Source organism: Ruegeria sp. AA6, assembly GCF_056542865.1.
This window is the reverse complement of sequence record NZ_JBQGAN010000005.1, coordinates 112,927-132,065: the sequence shown is the minus strand read 5'-3', so window position 1 is coordinate 132,065 and position 19,139 is coordinate 112,927. Positions and strand designations below refer to the sequence as shown.

The 19,139-nt window shown below is 57.0% G+C and carries 15 protein-coding genes; 6 read left to right on the top strand and 9 right to left on the bottom strand.

Annotated elements, in window-relative coordinates; all coding sequences use genetic code 11:
• Positions 1-77: 77 nt before the first annotated feature.
• The 5 genes from trhA to ACR0LN_RS09170 form a co-directional block, all read right to left on the bottom strand.
• Positions 78-746, bottom strand: coding sequence for a PAQR family membrane homeostasis protein TrhA (trhA, locus tag ACR0LN_RS09190; RefSeq protein ID WP_480429223.1), 669 nt, complete (start codon positions 744-746; stop codon positions 78-80).
• A 57-nt stretch (positions 747-803) separates the two neighbouring features.
• A complete protein-coding gene (locus tag ACR0LN_RS09185) occupies positions 804-3,146 on the bottom strand; it encodes a fatty acid cis/trans isomerase (protein WP_480429222.1) in 2,343 nt (780 codons plus the stop codon).
• 58 nt (positions 3,147-3,204) lie between these two features.
• Positions 3,205-4,284 (bottom strand): PLP-dependent cysteine synthase family protein, encoded by a 1,080-nt coding sequence (locus ACR0LN_RS09180; protein ID WP_480429220.1) that lies wholly within the window; start codon positions 4,282-4,284, stop codon positions 3,205-3,207.
• 123 nt (positions 4,285-4,407) lie between these two features.
• Complete coding sequence (locus ACR0LN_RS09175; RefSeq protein WP_480429218.1) at positions 4,408-6,468, bottom strand: FAD-binding oxidoreductase; 2,061 nt, start codon at positions 6,466-6,468, stop codon at positions 4,408-4,410.
• A 73-nt stretch (positions 6,469-6,541) separates the two neighbouring features.
• Positions 6,542-7,165: a glutathione S-transferase family protein gene (locus tag ACR0LN_RS09170; protein ID WP_480429216.1), complete on the bottom strand. Its 624-nt coding sequence runs from the start codon at positions 7,163-7,165 to the stop codon at positions 6,542-6,544.
• A gap of 124 nt (positions 7,166-7,289) precedes the next feature.
• Here ACR0LN_RS09170 and ACR0LN_RS09165 point away from each other — a divergent pair, with 124 nt between their 5' ends.
• From ACR0LN_RS09165 to ACR0LN_RS09145, 5 genes are all read left to right on the top strand, one after another.
• On the top strand, positions 7,290-8,177 hold the full coding sequence (locus tag ACR0LN_RS09165; RefSeq protein WP_480429214.1) for a LysR family transcriptional regulator: 888 nt from the start codon (positions 7,290-7,292) through the stop codon (positions 8,175-8,177).
• Between the two features lie 146 nt (positions 8,178-8,323).
• Positions 8,324-8,992 carry a cupin domain-containing protein gene (locus tag ACR0LN_RS09160; RefSeq protein WP_480429212.1) on the top strand — a complete coding sequence of 223 codons (669 nt, stop codon included), beginning with the start codon at positions 8,324-8,326 and terminating at the stop codon, positions 8,990-8,992.
• 20 nt (positions 8,993-9,012) lie between these two features.
• Entirely contained in the window at positions 9,013-10,074 is a 1,062-nt protein-coding gene (locus tag ACR0LN_RS09155; protein WP_480429210.1) for a flavin monoamine oxidase family protein, read from the top strand.
• A 4-nt stretch (positions 10,075-10,078) separates the two neighbouring features.
• Positions 10,079-10,666 carry a TetR/AcrR family transcriptional regulator gene (locus ACR0LN_RS09150; protein WP_480429209.1) on the top strand — a complete coding sequence of 196 codons (588 nt, stop codon included), beginning with the start codon at positions 10,079-10,081 and terminating at the stop codon, positions 10,664-10,666.
• A 181-nt stretch (positions 10,667-10,847) separates the two neighbouring features.
• Positions 10,848-11,354 carry a hypothetical protein gene (locus tag ACR0LN_RS09145; RefSeq protein WP_480429207.1) on the top strand — a complete coding sequence of 169 codons (507 nt, stop codon included), beginning with the start codon at positions 10,848-10,850 and terminating at the stop codon, positions 11,352-11,354.
• 44 nt (positions 11,355-11,398) lie between these two features.
• On the opposite strand, the gene dld is transcribed toward ACR0LN_RS09145, so the two are convergent.
• The 4 genes from dld to ACR0LN_RS09125 form a co-directional block, all read right to left on the bottom strand.
• Positions 11,399-13,102, bottom strand: coding sequence for a D-lactate dehydrogenase (gene dld, locus ACR0LN_RS09140; protein ID WP_480429206.1), 1,704 nt, complete (start codon positions 13,100-13,102; stop codon positions 11,399-11,401).
• 18 nt (positions 13,103-13,120) lie between these two features.
• Entirely contained in the window at positions 13,121-14,272 is a 1,152-nt protein-coding gene (locus ACR0LN_RS09135; protein WP_480429205.1) for an alpha-hydroxy acid oxidase, read from the bottom strand.
• A gap of 12 nt (positions 14,273-14,284) precedes the next feature.
• Complete coding sequence (locus tag ACR0LN_RS09130) at positions 14,285-16,348, bottom strand: TRAP transporter large permease subunit (RefSeq protein ID WP_480429204.1); 2,064 nt, start codon at positions 16,346-16,348, stop codon at positions 14,285-14,287.
• Between the two features lie 115 nt (positions 16,349-16,463).
• Positions 16,464-17,513 (bottom strand): TRAP transporter substrate-binding protein, encoded by a 1,050-nt coding sequence (locus ACR0LN_RS09125; protein WP_480429203.1) that lies wholly within the window; start codon positions 17,511-17,513, stop codon positions 16,464-16,466.
• A gap of 334 nt (positions 17,514-17,847) precedes the next feature.
• On the opposite strand from ACR0LN_RS09125, the gene ACR0LN_RS09120 reads away from it, so the two are divergent.
• Entirely contained in the window at positions 17,848-18,624 is a 777-nt protein-coding gene (locus ACR0LN_RS09120; RefSeq protein ID WP_480429202.1) for a FadR/GntR family transcriptional regulator, read from the top strand.
• Positions 18,625-19,139 lie beyond the last annotated feature (515 nt).

The following is a 19,139-nucleotide window of genomic DNA, read 5'->3' as shown; positions in this document are numbered from 1 at the left end:
AAAACTGCCCGACCGGAAAGAAACGCGCGGCTATGACGCGCATTTGCCTATGGCTCAGCCTGGGGCTTCGCTTCGGTTCAGGCAATCCAGTGCGGAACAAACAAAACTTGAACGGAAACTGCGATGAAGAACGACACGCTACCGGTCAGCACGAAGGCATGCCAAATGGTGTTGTGAAAGGGCAGCCGCTCAAAAAGGTAGAATAGGACGCCTACGGTATAGACTACGCCGCCCGCGATAATCAGCCAGACCACAGCCGGGGACAGCGCGGCCAGCATGGGTTTTCCGGCCCAGACGACCGCCCACCCCATCATCAGATACAGCGCCAAACCGAACCAGCGAAAACGCCCCGGATCGATCAACTTCAGAACAGACCCCAACGTGGCCGACGACCATAGGCCAATCAGAAGCCCCGGCGCCTGCACACCCGGTAGCAATAGAAACGGCGTGTAGGTCCCCGCAATCTTAACATAGATACCCGAATGATCGAGACGGCGCAGAAGATCGGACCATTTCTCGCTTTCTATCATGTTGTAAAGTGCCGAAAACGTAAGCATCAGCACCAGCGCGATGCCATAGATAGAAACACCCAGCACCGCTTCGGGCTCGGGCCGGTTCTGAGCAGTCGTCGTGATCAGGATCGGAACCGCAACCAAGGATGCCGAAACACCCAAAACATGCACAACCCCATCGCTTACGCGCTCGGCTCGGCTGTAGGCCGGGCGGATATGGGCGAAGGACCACATAGTTAAAACGTAAGTGCCGCAAGGCGGTCGGGCAAGTCTATGGCACGTTAGGCCAGTTCAGTTGGGCGCATCCCCCGGCTTGGGGTCTTTGTACCTGCTTAGATCGAAGAGCCCGGCCTGGATGGGTTTCTGGTCCAGAAACATCTCATTAACCCGGTCGCTCAACGCCCAGAAATTCGGGCTTGTCCGGCGTACCCCATACTTGGCCACCACGTCCATGTAATCGCCTTGCGACCGGATGGATTTCAGCGCGCCTATGAAAGTAGGCAGCTGATCCTGTCTAAGGTTGAAAAAGAAATTCGGATAGCTGCCGATCAGCCCCGGAAGAACTGTCAGGACATCCGACCTGGGGTCTCGTCTTGCCTTTTCATCAAACAGGAAAGCCACGTTGAAATGCGCCTTGTCATGGACAACGGTAAAAGGCTGCGTCACTCCGGCGTCCTGTTCAACGATCAGAACAGACAGGTCGGGCAGGTATTTTACCCACTCGCCCGTTTGATCAGCCAAACCGCGCAAGTCTGCAGTCAACGGATCCGAACTGCAATCACTGTCGAGACACCTGTTGATCGGGTCCGTTGTAGGCCACAGCCCATCGCCGCGTTCCAGCAATGTCAGCAGGAATTCCTGTTTGGGCGCAGCAGTTTCAAAAGTGATCCCTGTGGGGAAGCTGTTTTCGACACGCCGCCGATGCCAATAGGTGTGCAGCTCGGCCAGCGCCCCCTGATACCAGCGTTCATGCATCTGCGGCCGCACGTCCCTTGGCATGAAGAACAGAAAGGTATCTTCGCTCTCCATCCGCAGCTCATCCATATAAAGCCGCGTGGCCAGTTGATGCTCGACTCGACCGAACACATCGTATCCTGCCACTAGGTCGTAGTAGATGCGCTCAAAAATAGGGAAGTCGATGACCCAAGCGGTTTCAGGGACGCCACCATGAAACCCGGTCATGGCCGAGGCGTTGTCGAAATGGCGAAACACCGTAATCAGCGCGTTGGGGTTGGTACCCTCGCCGTCCCAGATCGAACCATAGTCAAATCCGGTCTCGTGGAACGGAGAGGCCCGATATCGCGTATCCCTGAATTTTAGATACTGCGCTTGGTTCTTGTGCGAGAACCCCTGCAAAGCGCCCAGTACACCAGCGTCGGCTTTCGAAACGGGCAGCTCAAGATAAGCGGCTCCGTCTTGCAGGTAGCTGGGATCTGTAGTCGACAAATCCGCATCGGGGTCAAGGAAGCTGACCCAGAACCGGTCTTCGATTACGTCGACTGCGGTTTCGCCGTGGCAGACAGGACCGCGTATAAAGCTGCGTACAAAGAACAGCGCATCGTCCAACAGGAATTGATAACGGCTTTTGGCCGGTATCTGCATGAAAGTCGTGAACGGATTGCCGCCCTCGGCGTCTCCGTACGGGGGCAGTTCCGTCACCGTCCATTCCGGGTCAAGGAACAACTGTCGGTAGCGCGCCATGCGGTCTGGCCCCAACTTGTAGACCAGATGTTCCTTGTGCATGATCGTTTCAGTTACCTGCTCGATACGGTAATAAAAAGCGCCAGAGCCCGGATCATCAAAAGGTCGCCGTGTTGCGATAATCCCGATGGCCTCCCCCGGCCCCGTGGTCGAGCGGACGAGCTGAAAGAAACGCCTCGGGTCGTCACCCACAAAATGAAGTCGCGCCAGAAACAGATGTTCATACAGATAGCGGCTCATCAATTGGCTGCGCAGATCATCGGCGTTCAGAAACGCCTCCCATTTGGTGATCTGGTCCTGAATCTCATCCGGTATGTCGGGAAGCGCGGCTGGAAGCGGCGCACCGCTGCGCGCCCAGCCGATAAGGGTTTGATACTCTGCCTCCGCAAGGGGCGCAGTGCCATAGGGCATGCCCGCCTTTGCGTGGTGCCGGCTGAACACATCAAACTCGGCAGAGGTCGGGCAGACCAGAGGACGGTCGAGGGCAAGGCCAAGCTCATCCGGTAGTGGCGCGTTGACCGGTAACGCATTCTGGCGCCCCAATTCGAGATAGCGTTCCAATAGGCCTGCGGCATCGCCCTGCCCCGGCTCCCGAGTGACCGAATGAAACCCCAGCGCACGCCATTCGGGCACGGTCTGCGCGTCAATCCCCAACCGGGTGGGTTGGGCGTCGGTCAGACGTTCGGTATGGTAGACGGCCTCTTTGCTGGCCCCGCGCAGCACACCTTCAGGCGAGGTCAGCTTAAGCTGACAGGGCCCGTCATAGCAGCTGTGGCAGACGACACAGCGGCGATCCATGATCGCTTTTACGTCGCTCTGTGTCCGGTCATTGACCGACGGTATCGTCTCATCCTGCGCTTGGGCCTTTGACGTGAGCCCGCAGGCAATCGTCAATACGACTGCAACTGTCAGAGACAATAGACCTGTTCGCATGAACGCCCCCCCGTAACCTGCCAATATCATTGCAGTTCAGAAGGGCGTTACGCAAGCATCAGCCGATGTGGTATCCGGGGGTCGAGCGTGAGATTTCTGTTTCTTCATCCGTCATCTCGACAGGGAAATCGTCAAAAAGAGGCGTGCTCAGATACCGCTCTCCGGTATCGGGCAGCATGCACAGAACGGACGCGCCGGGCTCGGCCTGTTCGACGATTTGCATTGCAACGGCAAATGTTGCGCCGCCTGAAATTCCGGTCAGAATACCCTCTTGGCTGGCAAGTTTTTGCGCCCATTCCACGCCTGTTGGACCGGGCACGGGGATCAGCTCGTCAAAATAGCTGTTGTCGATGGATTCCTGCAGAACTGCCGGGATGAAATCCGGTGTCCAGCCCTGTATCACATGCGGCTCAAACGCTGGGTGGCTTGAGACGGGGTCGCTGTCCTTGCCGCGCTCGGTCGCGATACCACTTCCCACCAATTGCGCGTTGGCAGGCTCAGAGAGGATGATCTTTGTGTCGGGCCGCTCGGTACGCAAAACCCGCGCAACACCTGTGACTGTGCCACCTGTGCCATAGCCCGTCACGAAATAGTCCAGCCGTTCCCCATTGAAGTCACCCAGAATTTCCCGCGCTGTTGTTGCGGCGTGGATCTCGGCATTCGCCTGCGTTTCGAACTGGCGCGCCAGAAACCAACCGTGTGCCTCGGCCAACTCAGCGGCTTTGCGGTACATGCCTAAACCTTTTTCAGCCTTCGGCGTGAGCACAACCTTGGCCCCCAGCATGCGCATTAGTCGGCGACGCTCGGTCGAAAAGCTTTCGGCCATGGTGACCACCAGCGGATACCCTTTCTGGGCACAAACCATAGCCAGACCAATGCCGGTGTTACCACTGGTCGCCTCAACAACCGTCTGACCGGGTTTCAATGCGCCGCTGCGTTCGGCAGCCTCGATGATGTTCACGGCAAGGCGGTCCTTGACCGACCCGGCGGGATTAAATGCCTCGAACTTAACGAACAGATTGACGCCCTCTGGCCCCAGATTGTTGATGCGGATCGTGGGTGTATTGCCGATGGTATCGAGCACGCTGTCAAAGATTCGGCCATTGCCCGATGTGGTTCTAAGCTTGGGGTCGGTCATTGGATTTCCTCACATTTTCGGCTGAGCTTTCAGACCTTTCTACCTGCCGCACGCGTCAATGTCCCGAACCGTTTCCAGGAAGTGCCAAATGGCCCGATTTTTCTACCAACTACGCGAGAGAGGTCAGAGGTCGAGCACCACCTTCTCCGAACCTTCGGCGGGTACGGCACAACAGATCAAAACCTCATCTTCGAAATGGCCCGCGGTTGGCTGGGTACGATACGCGACTTGGCCCGCGATTTTGCGCGTCAGGCAACTGCCACATGATCCGCTGCGGCATGAGAATGACGGTGCCAGCCCCTGCGCCTCGGCTGTTTCCAACAATGTGGGGCCGCCCTTTTTCCATTGCGTGTTTTTCCCACTGGCCCCAAATGCGACGATGGCCTGTTCCGCCTCCGGCTCTGGGTGGAAGGAACCAATCGCCCCATCCGAACGCCTTTTGAGCGCGGCGGGGCCAAAGCTTTCTGCAAAAATACGGTCGTCGCGCGCACCCAGATCGCGCAGCATGTCGTAGACCGACTGCATGAAGGGCGGTGGTCCGCAGAGATAGAAATCATAGTCATCCAGTGGCAGCGTGTCTTGGATCAATTCGGGCGAGACGTACCCCTTGGCATCAAAATCCGATCCTTCACGAGCATCACGCTCGGGCCGGGAAATAACCGAGACATAGCGGATGTTGCCGCCGCTGGTGGCTTCGGCCCTGCGCAGCTCGGTGTGGAAAGCCCGCTGGGAAACTGTCTGCGCCGCATGAAAGATAGTCAGTCGACGCGTTTGGCCGGTCCGCTGCCCTTCGGCAAGGACATGGCGGGCCATCGACACCATCGGCGTGATCCCAACGCCGCCCGCGAACAATGCGGCGGGACGGGTGCTTTCTGCGTTCAGGTGAAACTCACCTTGTGGCGCTTTGACCTCGACCAGATCCCCAACGGATATCGTATTGTGAAGGTAGTTCGAAACGACACCACCGGGTTCACGTTTAACAGAAACACGATATCCGACGTCACCGGGCGCCGATGAAACCGTGTAGGTCCGCGTCACCGGATTTTTGCCGTCAGGGCTGATGCGGATTGTCAGGAATTGACCTGCCTCAAAGGGCAGCAAAGGCAACCCGTCCGCAGGCTCGAAGGTGAAAGAACGTATCGTCTTGCTTTCATCCTTGACCGAGGCCACGCGCATGGATCGCCACTGTCGCCGTAACGCCTCGGCCTTTTGCCGTGCCTCGACCGCCTGCCAGCTATCCGCCATCAAGCTGTTGGGCGAAAACTCCTGAAATTCGGCCCTGAATGGCAGCGCATCATAGATGCGCAAACCGTGATACAGATGAAACCGCCAAGCCCGGCTTGCCCCTTGGAAACCCGCGATATCGGGATGGTTTTCCGGCAGAACTTCGACCGTCCCGGTCAACATCAGCACATCGCCGGTCTGGTAGTCAGGGAACAGCAAACCTGCACGTGGGTTCACCAGAAAATTGCCCAACGTGTTGAAGAAATTATTTCCGGCGAAATCCGGAACCAGCAGACTGTTGCCGTCGACCTTGACGAACCCCGACTGCCCGCCCCGATGCGAAACATCCACACCCGTGTGATCCGGGGTGTTTACAGAACTTGCGACATAGAACGAATTGGCCGAGGCGATCATTGCGCTGGCTTCAGCGTCCAGGTCAAAGAACCGATCACTGCGGCGTCGTTCGACAATGGCTTCAGGGTCCCGAACAAACGAGACCTCGTGGGTCTGGATGTATTGCGGGCAGTTGCCGAAGGATTGCACCACATCCAGCGAAAAGCCATCGTCCTCAACTTGACCCACGGTGGCATTCATGCGGTTCCGGCGGCGCGTTGACAGCTCAACCCCGACCACCCCAATTGGCGCACCGGGTTTCAGTGCTGCGTTCAGCGGATCGTCCGGCAGCGGGCGGATATCGACGTCCAGTCGCCGATCGTGCGGCGATTGAATAAACCCTGGCCGCCCCGAGATCATCGACGCCCAGGGCCACCCATCCGAGTTAACGCTGCCCACGACGACGAACGGAAGCTGGCCAAAGAACTCTCGATGTTGGTCGGGCATGAACGGGCGAATGAAGTTGCGCCCAAGTTCCTCGATCTTGTCCCGTTTGCCGACCCGAGATTGCATATCCCGTTCGCCTGCGTGAAACGGCGAATGTTGCACTGTGACCGAAGCATTCATGGCGAACCTCATATGTCTTTGGGGATGAAAGGCCAGCCGCGCCCGCGCGCGGCTGGCCAAGGGCGCGTTCGGATCAGGCGGCGTTGAGGCCAGCTGCCGTGCTGGGCATCGGAACAAAGCCCTTCAACGCCTCAATATTGGAAAGCAGGCGGCGCACATTTGCGTAGGGTTCCAACGACACACCGCCTTCGGGTGCATGCGCGGTATAGCTGTATATCGCCACATCCGCGATGGTCGGCGTATCGCCAACAAGCCAGTCACGCCCTTCAAGATGCGCATCCAGTTTTTTCAGGACAGTGGCGGCGGTTGCATGGGTAAAGTCCGTGTCATAAGGGGCGTTGAAAACGGTGATAAGACGGGCCGCAGCCGGGCCAAAGGCGATCTCACCGGCTGCGAGGGTCAGGAATTTCTGTACCTCGGCCTCAAGAACCGGATCCGATGGCAAGTAGGACGGCGCGTATTTCCGAGCGAGATAGACCAATATGGCGTTGCTGTCCGTGACGACCACTTCACCGTCTTCAAGAACGGGTACCTGCCCCACGGGGTTCAGCGCAAGAAATGGCGCGCGCTTGTGTTCACCCCCGGCAAGGTCGACGTTGATAACGTCGTGTTCGATACCGGCCAGACTTGCAAACAGGACGGCGCGGTGGGCATGGCCCGAAAGCGGGAAGCTGTGGATTCGGATCGTATTGGACATCTGATAGCTCTTTCTCTGGTCTTGGGTTCGGCTGAGGGTCAGCATCTGAGAACCAGACTTAAATTGCTTTGCCGCAGGCGATAATATACTTTCATGGTGAATTACTATGAACATGGCGTAGACAATGGACACCATCCAAGGCATGCGTGCTTTCGCGGCAGTGGCGGCACATTCCTCATTCACCGAAGGTGCAAAGCAGGTCGGCATCAGCACGAAATTGGCCAGCAAATATGTCGGCCAGCTAGAGGACCGACTGAACGCGCAGCTGTTCAACCGCACGACCCGCAGCGTAACCCTGACCGATACTGGACGCTCGTACTTTGAACGCTGCCTGCCGCTGCTGGAGCAGTTCGATGAACTGGAAGGCCTTGTCCAACAGCGGCAGACTGAACTTGCGGGGCGCATAAGGATCACTGCGCCGACCGGCTATGGCTCGGCGGAATTGATCCACCTGTTGAAGCCGTTTCAAACCCGGCATCCAAAGGTTTCCGTCGAACTTCACCTCTCGGATCATCACGTTTCGATGGTTGAGGAGGGTTACGATCTGGCTATTCGGTTCGGCGCGCTGAAGGATTCAACCCTGGTGGCACGCAAACTCATGGATATGCGGATCGTGTGTTGTGTTTCGCCCGACTATTTAGCGCAGCACGGCACACCAACTGAGCCTGCGGCACTGGCCACCCACAACTGCCTCATGCAAACCGCTGGAGCCAATGTTGACCACTGGGCCTTCAAGGGGGCGGAAGGTGCTTACACAGTTGCGGTTTCAGGCAACTTCCGCGCAAATTCCCCCCGCGCCGTGGCGAATATGGCAGCAGATGGGTTGGGAATTGGGCGCATCCCCTTGTACACGGCACAACCTTTTCTAGCCTCGGGCCAATTGAAATTGTTGTTTGAATCGCAAGAGGCCGTTTCGTTGGGGCTTTACGCTGTCTACCCTCAGAATCGCCACCTGACCGCGCGCATACGCGCCCTGATCGAGCATTTGTTTGCGCAATTGCGCGGATCGTAAGGTTCGACGCACTCACAACCCTGTGCGCCAAAATTATGGCGCAGTGTCTGTTGAAAAATTATCTACCTACCACTAGGTAGTTTACTCAAATGCAGTCCCCAAACGATTACCTTACTAGAGGCTCGCTGTCGAAAGGAACCTTTCTCATGGAACTCAACGCGGACTTTTCCTCTCGTGTCGTTGTTCACTCTGATCAACTTGAATGGCAGGCCTCACCAATGAAAGGCGTGGACCGGCGCATGTTGGATCGGTTCGGTGGCGAAGTCGCGCGTGCGACGACCATCGTCCGCTATGCACCAGGCAGCCACTTTTCGGCTCATACCCATACCGGCGGCGAAGAATTCATCGTACTCGAAGGCGTCTTTCAGGACGAACACGGCGACTACCCTGCTGGGACCTATGTGCGCAATCCGCCCACCACATCGCACACGCCGGGGTCTGAACCTGGCTGCACCATCTTCGTCAAGCTTTGGCAATTCGATATGGAAGACCGTAACCAGTTCCGTAAAAACATGGTCGACGAACTGTCCTCCTCGGTTAACGGTGTAGCAACTGCAATCCTGCACAGCGACGCGCGCGAAACCGTAACCTACAGCCACCTTGACCCGGGCACATCTTTTGACTCTGACGCGGCGGGGGGCATCGAACTTTTGGTCATAGACGGAACCATCACATCCAAAGAGGATGTACTGCACCCGACCAGTTGGCTACGCCTGCCTGAAGGCGAAAAGCTGTCCATCACCGCCGGCACGGAAGGCGCTAAAATCTGGATGAAGTCCGGCCATTTGCCATTCGCGCAAGCACCGGCTGTTTGATACTTCAGCAGATGCCACAGGTGGAAACACAGGTTTTAATCATCGGCGCCGGGCTTTCCGGGCTAAGTCTTGCGACGCAGCTTGTTGATCGCAGGCACGATGTTCTGTTGGTAGAAGCGCGGGATCGCCTAGGCGGCCGTATCCTGACTAAACGGATCGGAAGCGGCTATTTCGATCTTGGGCCAGCCTGGTTTTGGCCCGGACAGCCACGCATAGCCGCTTTGATAGAACAATTTGGTTTAAAGTGGTTCGAGCAATTTTCCACTGGCGCGCTCAGCTACGAAGATGAAACCGGGCGCGTCGAAAGGGGTCGTGGTTTTGCCTCGATGCGGGGGTCTTACCGCGTTGAAGGGGGGATGGCAGCAGTGACCGATGCTCTGGCCGCCAAACTTCCTGCGGATCGCATAGAGCTATCCACACCGATCACCGCTTTGACCCGGAATGGCGATGAAGTTTTAGCCACCACGGAAGGTGGCCAAACGATCAAGGCGCGACAGGTGGTTCTGGCTATACCACCTCGCGTGGCCAGCAAGATAACGTTTTCGCCTGCCCTGCCCCAAAGAACGCAAGAGACTATGGCCGGGATCGCGACATGGATGGCCGGTCAAGCCAAAGCCATCGCTATCTACGAAACGCCCTTCTGGCGTAGCGACGGCCTGTCCGGCGACGCGATGAGTCGCCTTGGACCGATGGTGGAATTACATGATGCCTCGCCCGCAGCAGGTGGACCTTATGCTTTGTTCGGTTTCATCGGTACCCCGCCTCAGGCGCGCCGCGACGTACAGCGTTTAAGGCAGGCGCTTTTGGACCAACTGATCCGACTATTCGGCCCGGAAGCTGCCGAGCCAAAATCCTTACGGATTTTGGATTGGGCTTTTGATCCTTTCACTGCAACCCCACTGGATCAGCAGCCTGTTTTTGCGCACCCACGATATGGCCTGCCACGTGCATTAGCTCGTATTTGGGAAGGTCGACTGATCTTTGCCGGAACCGAGGTCGCGCCGCAATTCGGCGGGTATCTTGAAGGCGCGCTTGAGGCTGCGGAAAACGCGTTGGCACTGATCGAAACAGAAAAGGTTTGAACGCATGACGCGCGATACCAAAACCGCATTGCTGGACGTGGCCGAACAAGCGGCACGTGCGCGTGGATTCGACGGGTTCAGTTATGCGGATCTGGCCGAGGCCGTGGGTATTCGCAAGGCATCCATCCACTATCACTTTCCCACCAAAGCCGCCCTGTCGGTCGCACTGATGGAGCGGTACTACACCACGTTTGAGCACGAATGCCACAAGATCGAAGCGTCCCATCACACAGGGGCTGGACGTCTGCTGGCATTGATCAAGCTGTATCGTGATGCCTTGAATGAGGGCAAAACACTGTGCTTGTGCGTCTCGCTGATCAGCAGTCGCGAAAGCCTTTCAGTCGACGTAATCCAAAGGATCAAAGCCTTTCAAGCGATGATGACGACACAGATCGAAGCTATATTCGAGTTGGGGCGGAAAGACAGGACAATCGCAAACATTGCCGCCCCCAAGGCCGAAGCCCACGCCACATTGGCGTTGTTGGAAGGCGCACATTTGAATGCGCGGGCCGCGGAAAACCTAAAGCCCTTCGACGCAGCCCTTGACCTTTTGAAGTCGCGTTGCCGGGCACCAACCGAAGAAAATCTTTGAATTGCTCGGTGTTACCTGAATACAGGTCACGCGAACAGGGTAGCTGTCCGACACCACAGTTTTGTTTCAAAAACCCGCTCGCTGTCACCTGTGCGTGAAAGCTCTTTCAATGCGTTGAAATCATCCTCCGCTTCCCGATTTAAGGACGGCAACCAAGGTTAGTGGAAGGAAGGGCTACCCCATGACGATGTCAGAAAGTTCGAAAATCTCTGCGGGGCTGTTCCCAAGGTTCAATATCCCGCTTTTGGGGATGATGTTCATTTCTGGTTTCTTCGCCTCCAATGCGTTCGACCTGTGGGGACAGTTGATCAGCCCAGCCTTAGGCTTGGCCAACTTGTCGCCGCATGGCCTGGCGCGTAGCCTGCTTGGCAGTCTCGGCCTGCCTAACGGCGAGTTTGCGGGCTATTTCGTACATTTCTATCTGGTGGGACTGATTGGATATCCGATTGGCTGGCTTTATGTGTTCAACCCGATTTGGACGTCGATCTTCAACGGCCGCCACATCTTACTGGGTTCGGCGATCTATGGGTTCGGGCTTTGGGTCTTTGCCATCGGCGGTATTACGGCCATTGCTGGCCTGCCCTTTTTCCTGAACTTCACCGGCATCACCTGGGTCGCCCTGGTCGGGCATGTGCTTTATGGCATCGTGCTGGTCTGGGTCATCCGCCTGATTGAACGGCGGTCCTAAGACCAACTCTCTGGCCGGGAGAGCAAATCACCCGGCCTTTTGCATCATGACGGTCCAGCGATGCGCTCTTCTTTGTAGTTCCGCGCCTTGGACATCTTTCCAATCCCCGGATTGAACGAATTGGTCGGATCACAGCATTTGTAATGTGACGCCAGATCGGGTTTGGCTTGATACAGATGTCCGACGTTATGCTCTGCCGGATATTCCGCGCCGCGTTCGTCGAACAGTTCCAGCATCGCCGCCTTCAGCGCCTTGGGGTCGGCACCTTTCCTGACCACATAATCCTGATGCATCACGTGGCACATGAAATGGCCGTAGTAGAGTTTGTGAACCAACTGGTCTTCAATCTCAGGCGGCAGTTTTTCCAGCCAATCCTGATCGTTGCGTCGTAGCGCTACGTCTAAGGCGATAATGTCCTCAACCTCATTGGCATGGATCGCCATATACCGCACAGCGGCACCAGCAGCAGCGAAACGGTGCAAACCTGCGATCTTGGCCTCGCGCCCGGTGCATTCAAAGAAATCCGCGTCGCGGTCTTTCAGAAATGAAGGCAGCCATTCCGCAGCCTCGGCGATCCCGTCATCCTTCATCTTCAGGATCAGATGGTGTTCGTAGCGGTCCCGGAAGTCCACCATGCGTTTCGGCAAAACCCGCGGCCACAGCGCAACCGCCATCTGCATAAACCGGTCAGTGAAATTGCTAAGCAGCGGGATGCGCCGCAACCGCGCGTCTACCGCACCCTTCATGGCAAAGAAAAACGGCAAACGATCCGTGCCCAGCTTGTCGATCATCACCACAGTGTCCTTGCCGTATTTTGCGGTGATGTCGAACACTTCGCGCTGCATATATTCGGCCGATACAGGCAGTGAGGTAAACTGCGACAAGATATGACGGCGCAGCGCCGCCAGATCATCGGGGTCGTTGGCGCCGATGTAAAAAACCTTTTCTGCCTCGTTCTTCGGGAAGGTATCAAGGCGTACAGCGAAGACCGCCAGCTTGCCCGCCGACCCGGCAGATTCGAACAGTTTCCCTTTGTCCGCGTTGAACCGCGCAGGCGTTTCCGCATCAACATCACGCACGATCTGTGCGTAGTCACTGGCCGAAGCGCGCTTGTTCGTGGCCCCCGGGTTCCGGTCAAATGTGCCCGCCTCAAGGGCAGTCAGGATTTCCTCGGGCGTTTCACCCAGATCAATACCCAGATGATTGACCAGTTCCAGCTCACCTGCCTCGGTGATCTGCGCATAGACAGACAGTTCGGTATAGACTGGCCCGCGTTCCACCAATGATCCGCCCGAGTTATTACAAACCCCGCCCACAATCGAGGCCCCAATGCAGGACGAACCAATCACCGAATGAGGCTCGCGCCCAAGCGGGGCCAGCAGTTTTTCCAGCGCAAACAGGGTGGCCCCCGGAAAGCTGACAATCTGTTCGCCGTTGTTCAGCGGTACCAGTGCATCCATGCGGCGGGTGTTGATCAGTACCACGTCGCGATCATAGCTGCCTGATGGTGTGGATCCTTCCGTCAGGCCGGTATTGGCGGCCTGCATGATCACGATCTTGTCGGACGCAACGCAAGCCTGCAGCACTTTCCATTGTTCCAACAACGTACCGGGTTGGATAACGCACAGCGCCTCACCCTCGCCGGAACGGAAACCGCGCCGAAACCGCTCGGTCGCGCGCTCGCCGGTCAGGACGTGGCGCGATCCGACGATAGAACGGAAATGTTTGATCAACTCGTCATTGGTCATGGCAGCCCTCGTTTAGGGTTATGCGGCGCGAAAACGAATGTTGTCGCGGCTCAGCTGGTCAATGCTTGTGACGCCCATCAGTTTCATGTCGCGTTCGATCTCGGCCCGCATCAGGCCCAAAGCGCGCTCGACGCCTGGCTGACCTGCCGCGGCAAGCGGGTACAGATAGTGCCGCCCGACCCCAACGGCCTTGGCACCAATCGACAGCGCCTTGAGCACATGGGTGCCGCGTTGGATGCCGCTATCCATCATCACGTCCAGCTTGTCGCCGACAGCATCGACGATCTCGGCAAGTTGGTCGAAGGGCGTGCGTGAGCCGTCCAGTTGGCGGCCCCCGTGGTTCGACAGAATGATGCCGGTGCAGCCTATCTCGGCCGCGCGTTTGGCATCTTCGACAGTCATGATGCCTTTGAGGCAGAACTGACCATCCCAATCGCGCACCATCTGCGCCACGTCATCCCAGTTCATCGACGGATCCAGCATGTCGGTGAAGTACCCACCGATGGAACTGGCCCCACCGCCCATATCCACGTGTTCTTCCAACTGCGGCAGGCGAAATTTCTCGTGAGTGACGTAGTTGATCCCCCACATGGGCTTGATCGCAAACTGGATCATGCCGCCCAGTGTCAGGCGGAACGGGATAGAAAACCCCGTGCGCAGGTCGCGTTCCCGGTTGCCGCCGGTGATGCTGTCCACGGTCAGCATCATCACTTCGACCCCCGCCTCTTTGGCGCGCTGCATCATGGCCGAGTTCAAGCCGCGATCCTTGTGGAAATAGAACTGATAGACCTGCGGGTTTTTGTGTTTCTGCCGCAGCTCTTCCAGCGATACAGTGCCCAGTGAGGACACCCCGAACATGGTCCCGTATTTCTCAGCCGCCGCAGCCACCGCGCGTTCGCCCTGATGGTGGAACAAGCGCTGCAAGGCAGTGGGTGAGCAATAGACCGGCATGTCCAGCTTTTGCCCCATCACGGTGACGGACATGTCCACGTCGGACACCCCACGCAGGACCGAGGGCAACAGGTCGCAACGGTCGAACGCATTGGTGTTTTCCCGATACGTCACCTCATCATCCGCGCCACCGTCGATGTAGTTGAAGATCGGCCCCGGCAGCCGCTGTTTGGCCAGCCGCCGGAAGTCATGGAAGTTATGACATTGGCTCAGACGCATCGGTTCCGTTCCTTAGTAAGCGACCGAGGGCAGCCACGTGGCAAGGGTCGGCCACAGGAACACCAGAGCGAGACCTGTCAGCTGCAGCAGCACGAAGGGAATGATGCCCTTGTAGATGTGCATCAGCTTGATCTCGGGCGGGCAGACGCCTTTCAGGTAGAACAGGGCAAAGCCAACCGGCGGTGTCAGGAAGCTGGTTTGCAACGTCACCGCGACCAGGATCACGAACCATACCAGCGCCGGTTCATCCAGAACGCCAAAGCCGGGGATGTCGATGCCAAGCCCGTTCACGATGGGACGCATCAGGGGCAGTACGATCAGCGTGATCTCGATCCAGTCCAGCACGAAACCCAACAGGAAGACGATGAACAGGATGAAGAGGACCGTTCCATTGGCACCAAAGCCGGTGGATTGCACCACATGCTCGATCAGCTCGTCGCCACCCAGTTCGCGCAGAACATACGAGAACACGGTCGCGCCCAGGAAGATCGCGAAGATATAGGCGGTGGTGTTGAAGGTCGACACCAGCACGTTCCACAGCTTGGCAAAGGTCAGCTTGCGATAACCAAGCGCCAGCAAGGTCGCACCCAGCGCACCGATGCCCGAGGCTTCGGTCGGCGTGGTCAGACCCGCAAAGATCGAGCCCAGCACGGCGAGGATCAGCATCAGCGTCGGGATGACGGCGATCAGCACGTCCTTGACAGCGGCCCAATCGGGGGCTTTAGCACCTTCGGGCACGGGGGCCGCGTCGCGCTTCACCAAAGCAAGGATGAAGATATAAGTCAGATACAGGCCACCGATAATCACACCGGGGAAGACCGCAGCCATGAACAGGTCACCCACTGACAACGCCATCTGGTCGGCCATGATCACCAGCATGATCGACGGCGGGATCAGGATACCCAGCGTGCCGGAGGCCGAAACCACACCTGCGGCCAATGTCGGCTGATACTTCTGCTGCATCATCGAGGGCAGCGACAGCACGCCCAGCAGAACCACGGACGCACCAATGATGCCGGTCGAGGCCGCGAGAATGATGCCGATCAGCGTAACAGTGATCGCCAGACCGCCGCGCACGGTACCGAACAGGCGCTGCATCGAAGACATCAGACGCTCGGCCACACCGGATTCGTCCAGCATCAGACCCATGAAGATGAACATCGGCAGGGCAACCAGAACCGCGTTGGACATGGTGGCGTAGACACGGTTCACCACAGCGCCCAGGGTCAGGTAATCGAGCCCGGTAAAGGTGCTCTCAAGCCCGGTCCACAGCATCAGATCGTTGTCGAACAGATAAGCCAGACCGCAGTATGCCACGCCCACACCGGCCAGCACCCAAGCCACCGGATAGCCGGTGAACAGCAGCGCAATGAAGGTCAGGAACATCGCGATGACCAGCTTTTCCTCGGTCGTTTCGACAAGGAAAGTCAGACCGACACAGACCGCCGCAAAAACAGCCAGCACCAGCAGAATGCGACGCAGCGGCGCGCCTTCACGCTCGGATTCCGGTCCGTAGAGCAGTGCATGGCCGTCGTGGATCAAGCGGGCCAAGGCCGCAAGTGCCAGCAGGATAAAGCTGATCGGAATGACCGCCTTGAAAGCCCAGCGTGCCGGAAGACCCGTGGGGCTGTCCGAACGTTCATTGACGCGGAAGCTTTCGTAGAAATAGTCAAAACCCTGATCGACCATCAAATAGATGAACGGTGTCAGCAGGGTCAGGATGCCGATCACCTCGATCACCCGCTGGGCGCGGCGCGAAAGTTGCATATGCAGCACGTCCACGCGCACATGGCTATCGGTGATCAAGGCATAAGAAATACCGATCATCGTGACGATGCCATAAAAGTGCCACTGGATCTCGTCCAGTTTGGGATAGTTCTGGCTGAACAGGTAACGCAGCGACACTTGGGCGAAAATCGCCCCCATTAGCAGCACGTTTGCCCACATAACCACATGACCGATAGCCTTGACGCTGGAGTCGATAGCTACGGCGATTTTCTGACGGTCAGTCTCGGGGTGTTCCAGGAGGCCTTCATAGGCTTCTACCGGATCGTTGAGGTTCTTTTGATTGGCCATGGTCATTCCTCGCTCAGCAGCCCGACATGCGGTCAGTGATTGGTTAGAAATTCCGAGTATAAGAGGGTTTTACCGGAGCGGGGATAAAGCCGCTCCGGTTTCGTCAGTCGGGAGGTTACTGACGAGGGAGGAAAGCGTTGGTTTTCCACAGGTCGTAGCCGTCACGGAACTCGTTCATGTCGGCCAGGACTTTTGCAAAGTAGGCGTCATTGGCAGCCTCTTCTGCGGCAACCTCATCCCAGGTTGCGCGGAAGGTATCCAGCATTTCAGGCGACCACTGCTTGATGGTGACTCCATTGTTTTCAACGTTGTCGATCAAAGCAGAGTGCTGAATGGCTTCACCTTCGGCAAAGCTGTCTGCCATCGATGCCTTACAGGCGCTTTCGATGATCGCTTTGTGCTGGTCGCTGGTTTCGTTCCAGACGTCCTTGTTGATCAGCAGTTCGAACACGGTCGCTTGCTGGTGCCAACCGGGGAAGTAGTTGAATTTCACCAGCTTGTGGAAGCCCAAACGTGCGTCGATGGCAGGCATCGAGAATTCGGTCGCGTCGATGGCGCCTTTTTCCAGCGCGGGGAAGATTTCACCACCCGGCAGCAGCGATGTCGCCACGCCCAGTTTCTGCATTACTTTACCGCCCAGACCGAAGAAACGCATCTTCAGACCGTTCAGGTCTTCGGGCGAATTGATTTCAGTTGCGAACCAGCCCGAGGTTTCCGGCGCGATGATGGCGCAGGGCAGAACGTGAACGTTATAGCCCGCCTGATCATACATTTCCTGATACAGGGTCAGGCCGTTACCATAGTACAGCCACGCCATGTATTCGCCCGCTTCGGGGCCAAAGGGCACGGCCGAGAACAGTGGTGCAGCCGGGATTTTACCCGCCCAGTAACCGGCTGTGGTGTAACCTGAGTTGATCTTGCCGGTGGACACGGCGTCCAGAATTTCAAACGGCGGAACCAGTTTGCCCGGCTCATACACCTTCATTTTCAGCGTGCCACCCGACATAACGTCCAGCTGTTCGGCAACGCGTGGGATCGGCGAGCCGAGGCCCGGCAGCTCGGTCGAGAAGGCGATCGGGGTTTTCAGCAGCAGCTTGTCAGCGGCGACCGCAGGTGCGGCCATAAGGCTGGCAGCTACGGCCAGGCTCGTCAGAGTCTTTTTCATGAATTCTCCTCCAGGGTTGGTCAGGGCATCTACCCCAATCAGCGGCGCGGGCTCTTCCAGCGCCCTTCCGGTGGTAAACTAACTTTACCAGTCAGCAGCAGTCAACAATTTTGTTTACCACTGATTGAAATCTCAGCTTCACGATCCGCGCAAATCTCGTGCTGTGGCAGAGTGTATTTTGGGGCTTTACGCTAGTTTGATACAAGTTTCTCTTTGTTTTACTGGGTTTTAAAAGTTCTCCTCCAAGAAGACACACTCGCTTGAAATTTTCGTCTATATGGTTATATTTATTTACCAGTAAGTCCCGAAACTCTTCAAAACAGAGGCAAAGCTCATGAGCCGTACAGCGATCTTTGAACCGGTTGGACACGAATCGCTGGCCGAGGCTGTGGTGGCTCAGATCGAGGATCTGATCGCTTCGGGCATTTTGAAACAGGGGCGCAAACTGCCGTCCGAACGTGATCTGGCCGAGATGCTGCGCGTGTCGCGCCCGAAACTGCGCGAAGCCCTGGCGGTTCTTGAAGAACGCGGGCTGGTAATCACTCAACATGGCGAAGGCACTTTTGTTGCTGCCTTGACCGGCCAAGCGATGATGCCCGCCCTGCTGGCGCTGTATGAACGGCACGAGCCTGCCTTTTTTGATTATCTGGAATACAGGCGCGAGCAGGAAAGCTTTGCCGCTCGTCTCGCTGCGCGCCGGGCCACCACCGCCGACAAAGAGCGGATCGCCGAAATCCTGGCCGAAAATGAACGGGCCTGGAAAGAAAAAGACACGAAAGCTTCGCAAGAGGCAGATTTTGCACTTCATTCCGCGATAGTAGATGCAAGTCAGAACGCGACTTTGATCCATATCATGGCCTCGATCTACGAGCTTACGCGAAAGGGCGTCTTCTATAATCGCGATTTTCTGAAAACGATAGATGGCACTGGACGGCAGCTTTTGTCTCAGCACCTTGAGCTTGGTCACGCGGTCATCGACGGAGATGAAGACCGCGCGGTCAAAGCTGCCACGGACCATATCGACTTTGTCGAAGAGTCGTTCAGACTGGGCATCGAGCGCAGCCGTCGCGAAGCCATGGCAGAAAAACGCAGGTTATTGTCAGAACGGTAATTCGCAGTAACAGTCATCCACCAAAGGTTCTTTTGCGAAACTTCTACCGGCCGAAGGCATCTTGATGCGTTTGCGGGTTAATCGGCCAATACCGTGAACCGAGGAACCGGACTGAATTCATGCATGTGTTGGCGCCACTTTTGTCGGTGACTTTGTTCCCTGGCAACCCATGGCCCTCCAACATGCCGACAAAGCGCTAACAGTCGGAAGCTAGCAATATCCAGTTAACACTGCGCTGCGGATTGCCAAAGCGATAGTGCCCGCATCCAACTCGACGGTTTTGACTGGCCTCTGATTGCGCTCCACCCTGCCCCAAATCTTTGGCGTTGCTACCTGAACTTCAGGATACCACGAAAAAGGACAGAAACTTTGCTGCTACAGTCGATACCAATCGGCTGCACAAAGATGAAGGAAAACAACCTTGTTTTGCTGTTATATTTCAATTCAACTGCCAATAGGCGGGGAAACCTGAATGTAAGTTTCACTGAAGTGCTGGTCTCGCCAACTGGAGAGCA